Genomic DNA, 20640 nt, shown 5'->3' on the forward strand with positions numbered 1-20640 from the left:
CATGACAGCGGACGTACCACGGAGGACGGATATGTCGGGCCCGGACGACCAGATCGTCAACGCGTTGCGCGCCTCCCTCAAGGAGAACGCGCGGCTGCAGCAGGAGAACGGCAGGCTGGCGGCGGTCGCCGCCGAGCCCATCGCCATCGTCTCCATGGCCTGCCGGTACGCGGGAGGCATCCGCACCCCCGAGGACCTGTGGCGGGTGGTGACCGACGGCACCGACGTCTACACGACGTTCCCGGAGGACCGCGGCTGGGACCTGGAGGGGCTCTACCACCCCGACCCCGACAACCCCGGCACCACGTACGTCCGCGAGGGCGCCTTCCTGCACGACGCCGGCGAGTTCGACGCCGCGTTCTTCGGCATCTCGCCCCGCGAGGCCCTCGCCATGGACCCCCAGCAGCGTCAGCTCCTCGAAGTGTCCTGGGAGACCCTGGAACGCGCCGGCATCGACCCGCACTCCGTACGCGGCAGCGACACGGGTGTGTTCGCCGGCATCGTCCACCAGGACTACGCCCCCGACCTCAGCGGCCACGAGGGCTTCCTCAGCCTGGAGCGGGCCCTGGGCACCGCGGGCGGTGTCGCCTCCGGCCGGGTCGCCTACACCCTCGGCCTGGAGGGCCCGGCCGTCACCGTCGACACCATGTGCTCCTCCTCCCTCGTCGCCATCCACCTCGCCATGCAGGCACTGCGCCGCGGCGAGTGCTCCATGGCCCTCGCCGGCGGCTCCACCGTCATGTCCACCCCCGGCGGCTTCGTCGGCTTCGCCCGCCAGCGCGGCCTCGCCTTCGACGGCCGCTGCAAGTCCTACGCCGCCGCGGCCGACGGCTCCAGCTGGGCCGAGGGCGTCGGTGTCGTCCTGCTCGAAACGCTGTCCCAGGCCCGCGAGCGCGGCCACCGCGTCCTCGCCGTCATCCGCGGCTCCGCCGTCAACCAGGACGGCGCCTCCAACGGCCTCACCGCCCCCAACGGCCCCTCACAGCAGCGCGTCATCCGCAAGGCCCTGGCCGGCGCCGGACTGACCACCGCCGACGTCGACATGGTCGAGGGCCACGGCACCGGCACCGTCCTCGGCGACCCCATCGAGGCCCAGGCCATCCTCGCCACCTACGGCCAGGACCGCCCCGCCGGACAGCCGCTGCGGCTGGGCTCCGTCAAGTCCGTCATCGGCCACACCCAGGCCGCCTCCGGAGTCGCCGGCGTCATCAACATGGTCCAGGCGCTGCGCCACGGCCTGATGCCGGCCACCCGGCACGTCGACGCCCCCACCCCGCAGGTCGACTGGTCCTCCGGAGCCGTGGAACTGCTCACCGACGCCCGGGAGTGGCCCGACACCGGACGCCCGCGCCGCGCCGGCGTGTCCTCCTTCGGCGCCAGCGGCACCAACGCCCACCTCATCCTGGAACAGGCCCCCGACGACGGGACACCGGAACCCGCCGCTACCGACGGCGGTGCCGTACCGCTCGTCGTGTCCGCGGCCTCCGCCGCCTCCCTCACCGGGCAGGCCGGCCGGCTCGCCGCCTTCCTGGAAGCCGACCCCGACACCCCGCTCGCGGCCGTCGCCGGCACCCTCGCCACCCGGCGCGCCGTCCTCGGCGAACGCGCCGTCGTGGTCGCCGAGACCCGCGACCAGGCCCTGGCCGCCCTCACCGCCCTCGCCCGCGACGAGCAGGCCCCCGGCACCGTCCGGGGCGCCGCCGGCGCGGCCGGCGCCGGCAAGACCGTCCTCGTCTTCCCCGGCCAGGGCACCCAGTGGATCGGCATGGGCCGCGAACTGCTCGACACCTCACCGGTGTTCGCCGCCCGGATCGCCGAGTGCGCCCGCGCCCTGGACCGCTGGGTCGACTGGGACCTGACGGCCGTACTGCGCGGCGAGGCCGACACCGGCCTGCTGACCCGCGTGGACGTCGTCCAGCCGGCGAGCTTCGCCGTGATGGTGGGCCTGGCCGCCGTATGGGCGTCCGTGGGAGTCGTACCGGACGCGGTGGTCGGGCACTCGCAGGGCGAGATCGCCGCCGCCTGCGTGGCCGGCGCGCTCACCCTGGACGACGCCGCCCGCATCGTAGCCGTCCGCAGCCAGGTCATCCGCGGCCGGCTCGCCGGCCTCGGCGGGATGGCGTCCGTCGCGCTCACCGAGGAGGACGTCACCGGCCGGCTGGAACGGTGGGCCGACCGCGTCGAGGTCGCCGCCGTCAACGGCCCGGCCTCCGTCGTGATCGCCGGCGACGCCGAGGCCCTGGACGAGGTCCTGGACGCCTTCGACGACCAGGGCGTACGGGTGCGCCGCATCGCCGTGGACTACGCCTCCCACACCCGGCACGTCCAGGCCGTGCAGGAGGCCCTCACCGAGGCCTTCGCCGACATCCGCGGCCAGGCGCCGGCGATCCCGTTCCTGTCCACCGTGACCGGCGAGTGGGTCCGCGAGGCCGGCGTCCTCGACGGCGGCTACTGGTACCGCAACCTGCGCCGGCAGGTCCGCTTCGGCCCGGCCGTCGAAACCCTCCTCGCCGCGGGCCACACGGTGTTCGTGGAGTCCAGCGCGCATCCCGTCCTCGTCCAGCCCGTCACCGAGATAGCCGACACCACCGGCGCCACCGACGCCGTGGTCACCGGCTCCCTGCGCCGCGACGACGGCGGCCCGCGCCGGCTGCTCACCTCCCTCGCCGAGGTCTTCGCGGCCGGCGTCCCCGTCGACTGGCGGGGCGTCCTGCCCGAGGCCGCCCGCAGCGCCCACGTCGACCTGCCGACGTACGCCTTCGACCGCCGCCACTACTGGATCCGGCTCTCCGCGAACGGCGGTGACGCCGCCTCCCTCGGCGTCACCGGCAGCGACCACCCGCTGCTCGGCGCGGTCGTCCCGCTGCCCCAGACCGACGGTCTCGTCTTCACCTCCCGCCTCTCCCTGCGCACCCACCCGTGGCTCGCCGACCACGCCATGCAGGGCGTCGTCATCGTCCCCGGCACCGTCTACGTCGACCTCGCCGTCCGCGCCGGCGACGAGTTCGGCTGCGGCACCCTCGAAGAACTCGTGATCGAGGCACCCCTGGTCCTGCCCCCGCAGGGCGCCGTCCGCGTCCAGGTCGCCGTCGGCGGCGCGACCCCGAACGGCTCCCGCACCGTCGACGTGTACTCGCTGCGCGAGGACGCCGCCGCCGACGACGGCCACGGCGAGTGGACCCGGCACGCCACCGGCCTGCTGTCCGGCAGCCCCGCCCGGTCCACCGCGCCCGCCGTCGACTACGCCGCCTGGCCGCCGCCCGGCGCCGAACCCGTCGCCATCGACGACTTCTACGCCGCCCTCGTCACCCGCGGCTACGCCTACGGCCCCGCCTTCCAGGGACTGCGCGGCGTGTGGCGGCGCGGCGAGGAACTCTTCGCCGAGGCGGCCCTGCCGCAGGACCACCGGGAGAACGCCGACAAGTTCGCCATCCACCCGGCCCTCCTCGACGCCGCCCTGCACACCAACGCCTTCGCCCACCCCGACGACGACCGCAACGTCCTGCCGTTCGCCTGGAACGGGCTCGTCCTGCACGCCGAGGGCGCCTCCGCGCTGCGGGTCCGGGTCGCACCCGCCGGCCCCGACGCCCTGTCGTTCCAGGCCGCCGACGAGACCGGCGCCCTCGTCCTCACCATGGACTCCCTGGTGTCCCTGCCGGTCTCCGCCGAGCAACTCGGCGCCGCGGCCGGCACCCACCGGGACGCCCTGTTCGCCGTCGACTGGGTACGACTGCCCGCCGCCGAAGGCGTCACCACGGCACCCGCCTGGGTGCCCGTCGCCGACGCCGACGACGTCACCGCGCTCACCGCCCGGGACAGCGCACCCGGCGCCGCGATCCTCGACGCCGACAGCGACGGCGCCGACGCCCAGACCCTGGCCACCCGCGTCCTGCGCGTCCTCCAGGCCTGGCTGGCCACCCCCGGACTGGAGACCGCCCGGCTGGTGGTGGCCACCCGGGGCGCGGTGGCCGCGGGCGGCGACAGCGCGGTCACCGACCCGGCCGGCGCCGCGGTCTGGGGCCTGGTCCGCGCCGCCCAGGCCGAGAACCCCGACCGGGTGATCCTGGCCGACCTCGACCCGGCCGCCGCCACCGGCGCCGGCCCGGTCCTCGCCCAGCTCCTCGCCGCCGACGAACCTCAGCTCGCCGTCCGCGGCACCACCCTGTCCGCACCACGCCTGGTCCGCGCCGAGCCGGCCGACGGCGGCGGTACGGCAGGCACGGAGCCGACTTCGGCCGAGGCGGGGGCCGGTGCCGAGGTGCCCGCGGCCGATGTGCAGACCGACTCGGAGGCCGGTGCCGAGATCGATGCCGGGGGGTCCGCGGTCGGCTCCCAGGCCGGTACGGAGATACCCGCGGCCGATGTGCAGACCGACTCGGAGGCCGGTGCCGAAGCCGGTGCCGAGGCGTCCGCAGCCGACTCCGTGGCCGGTACGGAGATACCCGCGGCCGACTCCCAGGCCGACTTCGGGGTTGGTACCGAGCCCCCCGCCGCCGGCCCCACCGCCGTCTTCGACCCCGACGGCACCGTCCTCGTCACCGGCGGCACCGGCTCGCTCGGCGCGCTCGTCGCCCGGCACCTGGTCGCCCGGCACGGGGTACGGCACCTGGTGCTGGCCGGCCGGCGCGGCCCCGACGCCGACGGCGCCGCCGAACTCACCGCCGAGCTGACCGGACTCGGCGCGGCCGTCTCCGTCGTCACCTGTGACGTCTCCGACCGGGACGCGGTCGCCGGACTGCTGCGCGCCCTCCCGGCCGAGCACCCCCTGACCGGACTGGTGCACCTCGCCGGCGTCCTGGACGACGGTGTGATCGGCGCGCTCACCGAGGAGCGGATCGCCGGGGTGTTCGCCCCCAAGGCCACCGCCGTACGGCACCTGGACGAGCTGACCCGCGAACTCGCGCCCGCCCTGCGCTCGTTCGTGGTGTTCTCCTCCGCCGCCGCACTCCTCGGTTCCGCCGGCCAGGGCAACTACGCGGCCGCCAACGCCTACCTGGACGCCCTGATGGCCCACCGCCGCGCGGCAGGCCTGCCCGGTGTCTCCCTCGCCTGGGGCCTGTGGGAGCAGAGCACGGGCCTCACCGCCCACCTCAGCGAGACCGACCAGGCCCGGATGAGCCGCGGCGGCGTCCTCGCCCTCACCCCCGAAGAGGGACTCGCGCTCCTCGACACCGGGCTGCGTGCCGACCGCTCCCTGCTGGTCCCGATCAAGCTGGACCTGCGCGCCCTGCGCTCAGAGGCGGCCAACGGCGGTACCGTGCCGCATCTGCTGCGCGGCCTGGTCCGGGCCGGCCGGCGCTCCGCCCGGGCCGCGGCCGGCGACGGCAGCGGCCTGCTGCGCCGCCTCGCCGGCCTCGCCGAGACCGAGCAGGAGGCCGTCCTGCTGGGCGTCATCCAGGCCGAGGCCACCGCCGTCCTCGGCTTCAGCGGACCCGAACTCGCCCAGGGCACCCGGGGTTTCGGCGACATCGGCTTCGACTCGCTCACCGCGATCGAACTGCGCAACCGGCTCTCCGCCGCCACCGGCGTGAAGCTGCCCGCCACGCTCATCTTCGACTACCCGACCCCGGTCGCCCTCGCCCGTCACCTGCGCGAGGAACTCGGCGAGAGCGCGGCCGGCGCCGCCGCGCCCACCGTGGTGGCGACCGACCCGGACGAGCCCATCGCCATCGTCGGCATGGCCTGCCGGCTGCCCGGCGGGGTCACCGACCCGGCCGGCCTGTGGCGGCTCGTCACCGAACGGCGGGACGGCATCACGGAGTTCCCCGACGACCGCGGCTGGAACCTGGACGAGCTGTTCGACGCCGACCCCGACAAGGCCGGCACCTCCTACGTGCACAAGAGCGGATTCCTGCACAGCGCGGCCGAGTTCGACGCCGAGTTCTTCGGCATCTCCCCGCGCGAGGCACTGGCCATGGACCCGCAGCAGCGGCTGCTGCTGGAGGCGACCTGGGAGGCCCTGGAAAACGCCGGTATCGACCCCGGCTCGACCCGCGGCGCCGACGTCGGCGTCTTCTCCGGCGTCTCCATCCACGACTACCTGGAGTCCCTCGGCAACATGCCCCCGGAGCTGGAGGGTTACGTCACCACCGCGACCGCGGGCAGCGTGGCCTCGGGCCGGGTGTCGTACGTGTTCGGCTTCGAGGGTCCCGCGGTCACCGTGGACACCGCCTGCTCCTCCTCCCTGGTCGCCATGCACCTGGCCGCCCAGGCGCTGCGGCAGGGCGAGTGCTCCCTGGCGCTGGCCGGCGGTGTCGCCGTGATGGGCTCGCCCATCGGCGTGCTCGGCATGTCCCGGCAGCGCGGTCTCGCCGCCGACGGCCGGGTCAAGGCGTTCTCCGCCGGCGCCGACGGCACGATCCTCTCCGAGGGCGTCGGCATCGTCGTCCTGGAGCGCCTGTCGGAGGCCCGCCGCAACGGACACCAGGTGCTTGCGGTCGTCCGGGGCAGCGCGGTCAACCAGGACGGCGCCTCCAACGGCCTCACCGCCCCGAACGGCCCCTCGCAGCAGCGGGTGATCCGCCGGGCGCTGGCCGCCGCCGGGCTGGCCGCGGCCGACGTCGACGTGGTCGAGGCACACGGTACGGGCACGGCGCTCGGCGACCCGATCGAGGCGCAGGCCCTGCTGGCCACCTACGGCCGCGACCGCGAACAGCCGCTGTGGCTCGGCTCGTTGAAGTCCAACATCGGCCACACCCAGGCCGCCGCCGGGGTCGCCGGTGTCATCAAGATGGTGCAGGCGCTACGGCACGGCGTCCTGCCGCCCACCCTGAACGTCACCGAGCCGACCCCGCAGGTCGACTGGTCGGCCGGCGCCGTCGAGCTGCTGACCGAGGAGCGGGAGTGGCCCGACGCCGGCCGCCCGCGCCGGGCCGGCGTCTCCTCCTTCGGCATCAGCGGCACCAACGCCCACCTCATCCTGGAACAGGCACCCGAGGAGCCGGCCGCCGCTCCGGAGCCGCACGACGGTGTGGTGCCGCTGGTGGTGTCGGCGGCCTCCGAGGGTTCGCTGGCCGGGCAGGCGGAGCGGCTGGCCGCGTTCGCGGACGGCACGGACGTGTCCCTCGCGGACATCGCGGCCGCCCTGGCGACCCGCCGGGCCGTCCTGTCCGAGCGGGCCGTGCTCGTCGCCGGGACCCGGGAGGAGGCGGTGGCCGGACTGGCCGCGCTGGCCCGCGGCGAGTCGGCGGCCGGCCTGCTGACCGGCGCCGGACGAGCGGCCGGGCGGACGGTGCTGGTGTTCCCGGGGCAGGGGTCGCAGTGGACCGGCATGGGCCGCGAACTGCTGGAGACCTCGCCGGTGTTCGCCGAGCGGATCGCCGAGTGCGCCCGGGCCCTGGAGCCCTGGGTCGACTGGGACCTGACGGCCGTGCTGCGCGGCGAGGCCGACGCCGACCTCGTCGCGCGCGTAGACGTGGTCCAGCCGGCGAGCTTCGCGGTGATGGTGGGCCTGGCCGCCGTATGGGCGTCCGTGGGGGTCGTGCCGGATGCGGTGGTCGGCCATTCGCAGGGTGAGATCGCGGCCGCGTGTGTGGCCGGTGCGCTGTCGCTGGAGGACGCGGCGCGGATCGTCGCGGTACGCAGTCAGGTGATCGCCGGGCAGTTGGCGGGCCGGGGTGGTATGGCCTCCGTGGCGCTCTCCGAGACCGAGGCTGGCGAGCGTATCGCCGCCTGGGGCGGGCGTGTTGAGGTCGCGGCCGTCAACGGTCCCTCCTCCGTGGTGATCGCCGGTGACGCCGAAGCGCTGGACGAGGCCCTCGCCGCGCTGGAGGCCGACGGGATACGGGTGCGGCGGGTAGCGGTGGACTACGCCTCCCACACCCGCCACGTCGAGGCGATCGAGGGCGCGCTCTCGGAAGCCTTCGCCGACATCCGCAGCCAGGCGCCCCTGGTGCCGTTCTTCTCCACGGTCACCGGTGAGTGGGTGCGCGAGGCGGGTGTCCTGGACGGTGGCTACTGGTACCGCAACCTGCGCAGCCAGGTCCGCTTCGGCCCGGCGATCACCGCGCTCCTTGCCGAGGGGCACTCGGTGTTCGTCGAGTCCAGCGCCCACCCCGTCCTGGTCCAGCCGGTCAGCGAGATCGTGGACGAGACGGGGACGGAGGCCGTCGTCACAGGCTCCCTGCGCCGTGAAGAGGGCGGTCTGCGGCGGCTGTTGACGTCGATCGCCGAGGTGTTCGTGCAGGGCGTCGCCGTCGACTGGACCGGGGTGCTGCCCGAGGGCGCCGGTGCAGCGCACGTGAACCTGCCGACGTACGCGTTCGACCACCGCCCCTACTGGCTGAAGACCGCGCCCGCGACGGACGCCGCCTCGCTCGGCCAGTCCGCCGCCGACCACCCCCTGCTGGGCGCGGTCGTCCCGCTGCCCCAGTCCGGCGGACTGGTCTTCACCTCCCGCCTCTCCCCGCGCACCCACCCCTGGCTGGCCGACCACGTCGTGGGCGGTGCGATCGTCGTCCCGGCCGCCGCCCTGGTCGAACTCGCCCTGCGCGCGGGCGACGAGACCGGCGCCGCCACCCTGGACGAGCTGACCGTCGAGACCCCGCTGGTGCTGCCCGAGGACGGCGCCCTGCGCGTCCAGGTCGCCGTCGGCGGCCCCGACGACAGTGGCGCCCGCACCGTCGACATCCACGCGGCCGGCGAGGAGACCGAGCCCGCCGCGTGGACCCGGCACGCCACCGGACGGCTGTCGCCCGCCCCGCTCACCGCCGCGGAGGCGAGCGCCGACCTGACCGTGTGGCCGCCCACCGGAGCCCGCCCGGCCGACACGGGCGAGCTGTACGACGACCTGCTGCGCCTCGGCCACCCGTTCGGCCCCGCCTTCCGGGGGGTACGAGCGCTGTGGCGGCGCGGCGACGAGGTCTTCGCCGAGGTCGCGCTGCCCGAGGAACAGCGGCCCGGTGCCGAGCGGTTCGGCATCCATCCCGCGCTGCTCGACGCCGCCGTGCAGTCGGGGCTGCGGCACGCGGCCACGGCCGACCCGGACCGTGCCGGACAGCGGCTGTGGCAGCCCGCCGCCTGGCAGGGGCTCACCCTGCACGCCACCGGCGCGACCACGCTCCGCGTGCGGCTCGCCCCGGCCGGCGCCGGCCGGCTCGCGCTGGAGGCCGCCGACGAGGCCGGCGGGCTCGTCGTGACCCTGGACGCCCTCGGTTTCCTGCCGGTCGCCGCCGACCGGCTGACGGCGGCCCGGGACGACACCGGCCACTCGCTGTTCCGGGTCGAGTGGACGGAACTGCCCGCGCCCCCCGCCGAGACGCGCCAGGTGCCGCAGTGGGTGCCGCTGTTCCACGCGGACGAGGTCGAGATCCTCGCCGGCGCGGCCACCGGCCCGCTGGTCGCCGTGGTCGAGGCCGTCACCGCCGACGGCAGCCCGGACGCCGGCGCCGACGGCGCCCTGTCCCAGGCCAACCGGATCCTGGCCATGCTCCAGGCCTGGTTCGCCGCACCCAGCCTGGAGGAGTCCCGGCTGGTGGTCCTGACCCGGGGGGCGGTGCCCGCCGGCGGAGACAGCGCGGTGACCGACCCGGCCGGCGCGGCCGTCTGGGGCCTGGTCCGCGCGGCCCAGGCCGAGAACCCCGGCCGGATCGTCCTGATCGACACCGACACCGACCCGGACATCGCCTACGGCACCGCCGTCGAACCCCTCCTCGCCACGGTCCTCGCCTCCGGCGAGCCCCAAGTGGCCATACGGGAAACCTTGTTGTCGGTGCCGCGTCTGGTGCGCGCACCCGAGAGCGAACCGACCGTGGCGTTCCGCCCCGGGGGCACGGTGCTCGTCACGGGCGGCACCGGCTCGCTCGGTGCCCTGGTGGCACGCCATCTGGTCGAACACCACGGCGTACGCCACCTCGTCCTGGCCAGTCGACGGGGCGCCGACGCCGAGGGTGCCACGGATCTGGCGGCCGAACTGGAGGGACTGGGAGCGGAGTCGGTGGACCTCGTGGCCGCCGACGTGTCCGACCGCACCGCGGTGGCACAACTGCTGGAACACATCGACGGGCTGACGGGCGTGATCCACACGGCCGGTGTCCTGGACGACGGCGTGGTCGGCGCACTCACCCCCGAGCGGATGGCGGACGTCTTCGGCCCGAAGGCGCACGCCGCCGCCCACCTGGACGACCTGACCCGCGGTCGCGACCTCGACGTCTTCGCCGTCTACTCCTCCGGCGCCGGCCTGTTCGGCTCGGCCGGCCAGGGCAACTACGCGGCCGCCAACGCCTACCTCGACGGCCTGATGGCCCGCCGCCGCGCCGCCGGACTCCCGGCCGTGTCGCTGGCCTGGGGGCTGTGGGAGCAGAGCACCGGCCTCACGGCCCACCTGAGCGCCACCGACCAGGCCCGGATGGGCCGGGGCGGTGTCCGCGCCCTGACCCCCGAGGAGGGTCTGGCCCTCTTCGACACCTCCCTCGGCGCGGAACAGGCCCTCGTCGTCCCGATCAAGCTGGACCTGCGGGCCGCCCGCGCCGACGCGGCCTCCGGCGGCACCGTCCAGCCCCTGATGCGCGGCCTGGTCCGGGTCGCCCGGCAGGCCGCCCGGACGGCCGCCGCGGACCGCAGCGGCGGCGGCCTGGCCGACCGGCTCGCCGGGCTCACCCATGACGAACAGGAAGCGCTGCTGCTGGACGTGGTCCGCGGCCAGGTCGCCACCGTCCTCGGGCACACCGGGGCCGACCAGGTCAGGGCGGAAAAGGCGTTCAAGGACGCCGGGTTCGACTCCCTCACCTCCGTCGAACTGCGCAACCGCATCCGCGAGGCCACCGGCCTCAGCCTGCCGACGACCGTCGTCTTCGACTACCCGACCCCGCTCGCCCTCGCCCGCCACCTGCACAGCCACTTCGGGACCGGCACCGCGGCCCCGGCCGCCCCGGACCCGGCCGTCGCCACGGCCGACCCCGGCGAGCCGATCGCCATCGTCGGCATGGCGTGCCGGCTGCCCGGCGGTGTCACCAGCCCCGAGGACCTCTGGCGGCTGGTGGCCGAGGGCCGGGACGCCATGTCCGGCTTCCCGTCCGACCGCGGCTGGGACCTGGAGGGTCTGTTCGACTCCGACCCCGGACGCGTCGGGACGTCGTACGTCGACCAGGGCGGCTTCCTCCACGACGCCGGCCTGTTCGACGCGGGCTTCTTCGGCATCTCGCCCCGCGAGGCGCTCGCGATGGACCCGCAGCAGCGACTGCTCCTCGAAACCTCCTGGGAGGCGCTGGAACGGGCCGGCATCGACCCGCTGTCCCTGAAGGGCACGGACGTCGGCGTGTTCTCCGGCGTGATGACCCAGGGCTACGGCTTCGGCGGCGAACTCCCGCCGGAACTCGCCGGGTTCACCGCCACCGGCTCCGCGGGCAGCGTGGCCTCCGGCCGGGTGTCGTACGTCTTCGGCCTGGAAGGCCCCGCGGTCACCGTGGACACCGCCTGCTCCTCCTCCCTGGTCGCCATCCACCTGGCCGCGCAGGCCCTGCGGGGCGGCGAGTGCTCGATGGCCCTGGCCGGCGGCGCCACCGTCCTCGCCAACCCGTACACCTTCGTGGAGTTCTCCCGCCAGCAGGCCCTCTCGCCCGACGGCCGGTGCAAGGCGTTCTCCTCGTCCGCCGACGGCACCGGCTGGGCCGAGGGCGCGGGCGTCATCGTCCTGGAACGCCTCTCCGAGGCGCGGCGCAGGGGCCACCGGGTCCTCGCGGTGCTGCGCGGCAGCGCCGTCAACCAGGACGGCGCCTCCAACGGCCTGACCGCCCCCAACGGGCCCTCGCAGCAGCGCGTCATCCGCAAGGCCCTGGCCGGCGCCGGACTCTCGGTGTCCGAGGTGGACGCCGTGGAGGCGCACGGCACCGGAACCGTCCTCGGCGACCCGATCGAGGCGCAGGCCCTGCTCGCCACCTACGGCCAGGACCGCGAAGAACCGCTGTGGATCGGCTCGGTGAAGTCCAACATCGGCCACGCCCAGGCCGCCGCCGGTGTCGCCGGCGTCATCAAGACCGTCGAGGCGCTGCGGCACGCGGTGCTCCCGCCCACCCTCCACGTCGACCGGCCGTCGACCGAGGTGGACTGGTCGGCGGGCGCGGTCGAGGTGCTCACCGAGGCCCGGCCCTGGCCGGAGACCGGCCGCCCGCGCCGGGCCGGCGTCTCCGCCTTCGGTGTCAGCGGCACCAACGCCCACGTCATCCTGGAACAGGCACCCGAGGAACCGGCCGCGGCACCGGCGGTACCGGCCGACGGCGTGGTGCCGGTGGTGGTCTCCGCCCGCAGCACCGCCGCGCTCACCGCACAGGCCGCCCGGCTCTCCGGGTTCGTCCGGGACACCGTGGCCTCGCCGGCGGCCGTCGCGGGCGCGCTCGTCGCCCGGCGGGCGGTGCTGCCCGAACGCGCGGTGGTCGTCGCCGGCTCGCGCGAGGAGGCGGTGTCCGGTCTGGCGGCGCTCGCCGCCGGCGAGCCCTCCCCGATCGTGGTCACCGGCGCGGAGAGCACCGGCGGCACGGTCTTCGTCTTCCCCGGCCAGGGCTCGCAACGCCTTGGCATGGGACGGGAGTTGTACGACCACTACCCCGTCTTCGCCCGCGCTCTGGACGAGGCCTGCGCCGCCCTGGACGCCCGGCTCGCGGGCTGGGCGGACCACCCCGTCAGGGACGTGGTGTTCGGCGACGTCGGCAACGCGGGCGGCGGCCTGCTGGACCAGACGGTGTTCACCCAGGCCGGCCTGTTCGCGCTGGAGACGGCCCTGTTCCGGCTCGTGGAGTCCTGGGGTGTACGGCCCGACGTGGTCGCCGGGCACTCCATCGGCGAGGTCGTCGCCACCCATGTGGCCGGGGTGCTGTCCCTCGAGGACGCGGCGGCGCTCGTCGCGGCCCGCGGTCGGCTGATGCAGGCCCTGGCACCGGGCGGCGCGATGGTCGCTGTCGCCGCCACCGAGGCGGAGATCGAGGACTACCTCGGCGCGGGCGTCGACCTCGCCGCGGTCAACTCGCCCGGTTCGGTGGTCCTCTCCGGTGACGAGGGAGCCGTCCTGGCGGTCGTGGAGAAGCTGCGCGAGCAGGGCCGCCGTACCAAGCGGCTCACGGTCTCGCACGCCTTCCACTCGGCCCTGATGGAACCCATGACGGCCGGCTTCGCCCAGGCCCTGTCCACTCTGACCTGGAACGAACCGACGATCCCGGTGGTGTCCAACGTGACCGGCCGGCTCGCCGAACCGGGCCGCCTGACGGACCCGGCCTACTGGGTGGAGCACGTCCGCCGCCCGGTCCGCTTCGCCGACGGGATCGCCGCCTCCGGCGGCTCGGCGTTCCTGGAGCTGGGCCCCGGCGGCGCGCTGACCGGCGCCATCGCCGAGTCGGCGGGCGACGACGCGGTCAGCGTGCCCGCGCTGCGCGACGACCGCGGCGAGACCCAGGCCCTCCTGCTGTCCGTCGCCGAGCTGTTCGTCCGCGGCGCGAAGGTCGACTGGGCGGCCACCCTGCCCGAGGGCGCCACCGACGCCCGCGTGGACCTGCCGACGTACGCCTTCGAGCACCGGCACTACTGGCTGCACACGGCCCCCGCCACCGATGCGGCCGCCCTCGGCCAGAGCACGGCCGACCACCCGCTGCTCGGCGCGGTCGTACAGGTCCCCGAGACCGGCGGGATCCTCTTCACCTCCCGGCTGTCCCTGCGCACCCACCCCTGGCTCGCCGACCACGCCGTCGGCGGAGTCGTCCTGCTCCCCGGCACCGGCCTGGTCGAACTCGCCGTACGCGCCGGTGACGAGGCCGGCTGCGCTGTGCTGGACGAACTCGTCATCGAGGCACCCCTGGTCGTCCCCGAGCAGGGCGGGGTCCGCGTCCAGGTCGCCGTCGGCGGCCCGGACGACAACGGTCTGCGCCCCGTGGCCGTCTTCTCGGCCCGCGAGGACACCGCCGGAGAGATCGGCACCAACGCCTGGACCCGCCACGCCACCGGCACCCTGACCACGGCGTCCGCGGACACCCCGGCCTCCGACACCACGGCGACCGCGGGCACCGCCGCCTTCGACACCACGGTCTGGCCGCCGGCCGGCGCCGAACCGGTCGGCCTCGACACAGCCGCCTTCTACGCCGACCTGGCGAGCCACGGCTACGCCTACGGCCCCGCCTTCCAGGGCCTGCGTGCGGTGTGGCGGCGCGGCGAGGAGATCTACGCCGAGGTCGCCCTGCCCGACGAACAGCGCGACGAGGCGGCCAGGTTCGGCCTGCACCCCGCCCTGCTCGACGCGGCCCTGCACACCGACGCCTTCGCCCAGCCCGACGACGGACACAACGTCCTGCCGTTCGCCTGGAACGGCCTCACCCTGCACGCCGCCGGCGCCGCCGGTCTGCGGGTGCGGATCACCCCGCGGGGAACCGACGTGCTGTCCCTCGTCGCGGCCGACGACGACGGCGGCCTCGTCCTGACCGTCGACTCGGTCACCTTCCGCCCGGTCGACGTCGACCAGCTCGACGCCGCGGCCACGGCGGACCAGGGCCGCGACGCCCTGTTCGGCGTCACCTGGACCGAACTGCCCGCACCGGTGACGACGACGGCCCCCGCCTGGACCCGGGTCGCCGACGCGGCCGACGTCACCGCACTGAAGGGTGCGGTGCCCGAGGCCGCCGTCCTGGGCCTCCAGGGCTCCGGCGACGGCGACGAGGAGGCCCTGAACCGGACCGCCGCCGCACTGGAGGTCATCCAAGCGTGGCTCGCCGACACCGAGTTCGAGGACGCCACACTGCTGGTGGTGACCCGGGGCGCGGTGCCCGCGGGCGACGCCGGCACACTGACCGACCCGGCCGGCGCGGCCGTCTGGGGCCTGGTCCGCGCCGCCCAGGCCGAGAACCCCGGCCGGATCGTCCTGATCGACCTGGACCCGGCCACCGACACCCCCGTGGACGACCACCTCGCCACGGTCCTCGCCTCCGGCGAGCCCCAAGTGGCCATACGGGGAGCCCTGTTGTCGGTGCCGCGTCTGGTGCGCGCGCCCGAGAGCGAGCCGACCGTGGCGTTCCGGCCCGGGGGCACGGTGCTCGTCACGGGCGGCACCGGCTCGCTCGGCGCCCTGGTAGCACGGCACCTGGTCGAACACCACGGCGTACGCCACCTCGTCCTGGCCAGTCGACGGGGCGCCGACGCCGAGGGTGCCACGGATCTGGCGGCCGCACTGGAGGGGCTGGGCGCGGAGTCGGTGGACCTCGTGGCCGCCGACGTGTCCGACCGCACCGCCCTGGCAGGGCTGCTGGACTCCCTCCCGGCGCTGACCGGCGTCATCCACACGGCCGGTGTCCTGGACGACGGCGTGATCGGCGCGTTGACCCCCGAACGCCTCGCCACGGTCTTCGCCCCCAAGGTGAGCGCCGTACACCACCTGGACGAACTCACCCGCACCCGGGACCTGACGACGTTCGCCGTCTTCTCCTCGGCGTCCGGCCTGTTCGGCTCGGCCGGCCAGGGCAACTACGCGGCCGCCAACGCCTACCTCGACGCGGTCGCCCACCGGCGCCGGGCGGCCGGTCTGCCCGCCACCTCCCTCGCCTGGGGCCTGTGGGAGCAGACCAGCGGCATGACCGCCCACCTGGGCACCGCCGACCAGGCCCGGATGAGCAGGGGCGGCGTCCTGCCCATCGGTCCCGCCGAGGGCATGCGGCTCCTCGACGCGGCCCTGGACACCGGCGAGGCGCTCCTCGTCCCCATCAAGCTGGACCTGCGGGCCCTGCGCGCCGACGCCACAGCGGGCCGCGCCGTACAGCCGCTGCTGCGCGGCCTGGTCCGCACCGGCCGCCGACCGGCCCGCGTCACGGCCGGGGACGACACCGGCGGGCTCACCCGCCGGCTCGCCGGACTCGCCCCGGCCGAACAGGAGAACCTGCTCCTGGACCTCGTCCGCGGGCACGTCGCGACCGTCCTCGGCCACGCAGGGGCGGAACACATCGGCCCCGGAACGGCGTTCAAGGACGCCGGGTTCGACTCGCTCACCTCCGTCGAACTCCGCAACCGGCTCCGCGAGACCACCGGACTCAAACTCGCCGCCACCGTCGTGTTCGACTATCCCAACCCGCTCGCTCTGGCCCGCCACCTCCACGCGGAACTGGGCACCACCAACGACGCCCTGTCGCTGGTGCACGAAAAGATCGAGGACATCGAGTCGCTGATCGCCGGACTGCTTTCCGACGAGTCCAAGAAGGCCGACATCGTGCTCCGCCTCCAGGGTCTGGTCGCGAAGTGCAACGGAGCGGTCGAGGAGACAGAGGGGTCCGCCGTGGCGGAGCACCTGGAATCCGCCTCCGCCGATGAAGTCCTCGACTTCATCAACGACGAACTCGGAATCGTCTGACCGTCACCCCTTCGCGGACCGTCAAACCCTCGGTGAGGAATGGAAGATGGCCACAGAGCAGGAACTCCTCAAGTATCTCAAGCGCGTCACGACCGAACTGCACGACCTGCGCCGGCAGGTCCGGCGGAACGCGGACGAGCCGGTCGCGATCGTCGGCATGGCCTGCCGGCTGCCCGGCGGCGTGACGACGCCGGAGGAGCTGTGGCGCCTGGTCGCCGAGGGCCGGGACGCCGTGTCCGACTTCCCCGCCGACCGCGGCTGGGACCTGGACGCCCTGTTCGACGACGACCCCGACACCACCGGCACCACCTACGCCCGCCAGGGCGGATTCCTGCGCGACGCCGGCCTGTTCGACGCCGAGTTCTTCGGCATCTCCCCGCGCGAGGCACTGGCGATGGACCCGCAGCAACGCCTGCTGCTGGAAACGTCCTGGGAAGCCCTCGAACAGGCCGGCATCGACCCGCTCTCCCTGAAGGGCGCGGACGTCGGCGTCTTCAACGGCATCATGGGCGTCGACTACTTCATCGGCGGCACCCTCCCTCCCGAACTGGAGGGCTACGCCGGCACCGGCGGCGCGGGCAGCGTCGCCTCCGGCCGCGTGTCGTACGTCTTCGGCTTCGAGGGCCCGGCCGTGACCGTGGACACCGCCTGCTCCTCCTCCCTCGTCGCCATCCACCTCGCCGCCCAGGCCCTGCGGCGCGGCGAGTGCTCCATGGCCCTCGCCGGCGGGGCCACCGTCATGGCCACCCCGCACACCTTCGTCGACTTCTCCCGCCAGCGCGGCCTCGCGGCCGACGGCCGCTGCAAGTCCTACGCCGACACCGCCGACGGCACGGGCTGGGCCGAGGGCGCCGGAGTGGTCGTACTGGAACGCCTGTCGGAGGCCCAGCGCAAGGGGCACCGGGTGCTGGCCGTCGTCCGGGGCAGCGCGGTCAACCAGGACGGCGCCTCCAACGGCCTCACCGCCCCGAACGGCCCCTCCCAGCAACGCGTGATCCGCAAGGCCCTGGCCGCCGCGGGCCTCACTCCCGCCGACGTGGACGCGGTGGAGGGCCACGGCACGGGCACGGTCCTCGGTGACCCGATCGAGGCGCAGGCCCTGCTCGCCACCTACGGCCAGGACCGCGAAAATCCCCTCTGGCTCGGCTCGTTGAAGTCCAACGTCGGACACACCCAGGCCGCCGCGGGCGTTTCCGGTGTCATCAAGATGGTCCAGGCCCTGCGGCACGGCATCCTGCCCGCCACCCTGCACGCCGAAGAGCCCAGCACCCGCGTCGACTGGGACGCCGGCGCCGTCCGGCTCCTCCACCGCACCAGCCCCTGGCCCGAGACCGACCGGCCGCGCCGCGTGGGCGTCTCCGGGTTCGGCGTCAGTGGCACCAACGCCCACGTGATTCTGGAGCAGGCGCCGGAGGAGCCCGCTGTCGAGGCTGTGGTTCCGGACGGTGGTGTGGTGCCGGTGGTCGTGTCGGCGCGCAGTGCGGGGGCGCTGGCCGGGCAGGCGGCGCGGTTGGCCGCTTTCATGGGAGAGAGCGATGCCCTACCGGCCGCCGTGGCGGGGGCACTGGTCTCGCAGCGGGCGCTGCTGCCCGAGCGTGCGGTGGTCGTCGCGGGGTCCCGTGAGGAGGCGGTGGCCGGGCTGGAGGCGTTGGCTGCGGGTGAGTCGTCGCCGGTGGTGGTCACGGGCACGGACACCGACGGGAAGACGGTGTTCGTGTTTCCGGGGCAGGGGTCCCAGCGGGTCGGTATGGGTCGGGAGTTGTACGACCGGTATCCGGTGTTCGCGCAGGCACTCGATGAGGCATGCGCAGCCTTGGACGGCCACCTCGGTGCGGAGATCCCTGTCAAGGATGTGATCTTCGGCAGCGCAGGGTTGCTGGATCAGACGGTGTTCACGCAGGCCGGGTTGTTCGCGGTGGAGTCGGCGTTGTTCCGGCTGGTGGAGTCCTGGGGTGTACGACCGGACGTGGTGGCCGGACACTCGATCGGTGAGGTGGTCGCGGCTCATGTGGCCGGGGTGCTGTCGCTGGAGGACGCGGCGGCCCTGGTGGCCGCACGGGGCAGGCTGATGCAGGCCCTGCCGGCGGGCGGCGCGATGGTCGCCGTAGCCGCGACCGAGGCGGAGATCACCGAACACCTCGCCGATGGCGTGGACTTGGCGGCGGTGAACGCACCGGGCTCGATCGTCCTGTCCGGTGACGAGACGGCCGTCCTCAGCCTGGCGGAGAAACTGCGCGAGCAGGGCCGCCGGGCCAAGCGGCTCACGGTGTCCCACGCCTTCCACTCGGCGCTGATGGAACCGATGCTCGCGGAGTTCGCCGCAGCCCTGGACGGTCTGACGTGGAACGAGCCGTCGATCCCGGTGGTGTCGAACGTGTCCGGCCGGCTCGCGGAGCCCGGCCAGTTGACGAACCCATCCTACTGGGTGGAGCACGTCCGCCGCCCGGTCCGGTTCGCCGACGGGATCGCCGCGTCCGGCGGGGCGGTCTTCCTGGAACTCGGCCCCGGTGGCGCGCTGGCCGGTGCCATCACGGAAACGGTGGACGCGGTGAGCGTCCCGGCGCTGCGGGACGAGCGCGGCGAGGTCCAGACGCTGCTGCTGTCCGTCGCCGAGCTGTTCGTGCGCGGGGCGCTGGTGGACTGGGCGGCCGCGCTCCCCGAGGGCGCCACCGACGCCCGCGTGGACCTGCCGACGTACGCCTTCGACCACCAGCACTACTGGCTGCGGATGTCCGAGTCGGTGGTCGACGCGGCGGCCCTGGGGCTGGCCGGCGCCGGGCACCCGCTGCTGGGCGCGGTGGTGCCGCTGCCACAGTCGGACGGGCTGGTGTTCACCTCCCGGCTGTCCCTGCGCACGCATCCCTGGCTGGCCGATCACGCCGTCGGGGGAGTGGTCGTCGTACCCGGCGCCGGGCTGGTGGAGCTCGCCGTACGGGCAGGGGACGAGGTCGGCTGCGGGATGCTGGACGAACTCGTCATCGAGGCGCCGTTGGCCGTCCCGGAGCAGGGTGCCGTACGCGTCCAGATCACCGTCGGCGGCCCGGACGAGACCGGCACCCGCAGCGTGGAGGTGTACGCGGCCCCCGACGACACCACCGGGGCGGGCGGCCCGGTCACCTGGGCCCGGCACGCCACCGGCATCCTCGCACCGACCACCGGTGAGCCCGCGACCGGCACCTTCGACTTCACCGCCTGGCCGCCGCCCGGCGCCCAACGTGCCGCGCCGGACGACCTCTACGCCGAGCTGATCGCCCACGGCCATGCCTACGGCCCCCTCTTCCAGGGCCTGCGCGGCCTGTGGCGGCGCGGGGACGAACTGTTCGCCGAGGCCGCGCTGACGGAGGACGACGAAACCGAGGCCGACCGGTACGGCGTCCACCCCGCACTGCTGGACGCCGTGCTGCACCCCGCCCTCCGGGACGCCGTCGCCGCCGACGCCGCCCAGGTGTGGCAGCCGCTGGAGTGGAACAGGGTCGTCCTGCACGCCACGGGCGCCACCGTGCTGCGCGCCCGGCTCACCCGGTCCGCCGCCGGCGTGCTCTCGCTGGAGGCGGCCGACGAGACCGGCGGCCCGGTGCTGACGGCCGACGCCGTGACCCTGCGGGCCGTCCCCGCCGACCTCACGACGGCAGACTCCGCACCCGGCGCGGCCGACGCGCTGTTCCGGGTGGAGTGGACCGAGCTGCCCGCACCCCGGCCGACCGGGGCGGCACCGGCCTGGACCGCGCTGACCGACCCGAGCGAGGTGACGGCGCTCGCGAACGCCACCGAACTGCCGACCGCCGCCGTGCTGGACTGCGGCGCCGGTCGCCCTGCCGGCGTGGACGGCATGGGTGACACCGCCGCGCTGACGCTGACGCTGACCAGCAGGGTACTGGGCATCGTCCAGGCCTGGCTGGCCGAGCCCCGGCTGGAAGGCATGCGCCTGGTCGTACGGACCCGGGGTGCCGTGCCCGCAGGCGGGGACACGGCCGTGACCGATCCGGCCGCCGCGGCTGTCTGGGGCCTTGTCCGGGTGGCGCAGGCGGAGAACCCGGACCGGATCGTCCTGTTGGACGCGGACGCGGACACGGGCACGGAGTCGGGCGCGGGCGTGGGCGCTTCGGTTGGTTGGGGTGTCGAGTCGCTGCTGTCGGCTGTGTTGGCTACCGGGGAGTCGCAGGTGGCGGTTCGGGGTGGCCGCTTGTTCGTTCCGAGGCTGGTTCGTGTGGCCGTGTCGGGGGGTGGGGGTGGGTATTTCGATACGGCGGGTTCTGTGCTGGTCACTGGCGGTACGGGTGTGTTGGGTGCGTTGGTCGCGCGGCATTTGGTGGTGCGTCATGGTGTGCGGC

The 20640-nt window shown here is 74.9% G+C and carries 2 protein-coding genes; both read left to right on the forward strand.

The features are described 5' to 3' along the window. The first annotated feature begins 31 nt into the window (after nucleotides 1-31). Nucleotides 32-16309, forward strand: coding sequence for a type I polyketide synthase (locus ACZ3ZD_RS35680; RefSeq protein ID WP_467407154.1), 16278 nt, complete (start codon nucleotides 32-34; stop codon nucleotides 16307-16309). Between the two features lie 46 nt (nucleotides 16310-16355). Beyond that, nucleotides 16356-20640: type I polyketide synthase (locus ACZ3ZD_RS35685; protein WP_467407156.1), on the forward strand; the 4285-nt coding region annotated here is incomplete at its 3' end.

It is taken from the genome of Streptomyces sp. NPDC023481 (assembly GCF_055560195.1).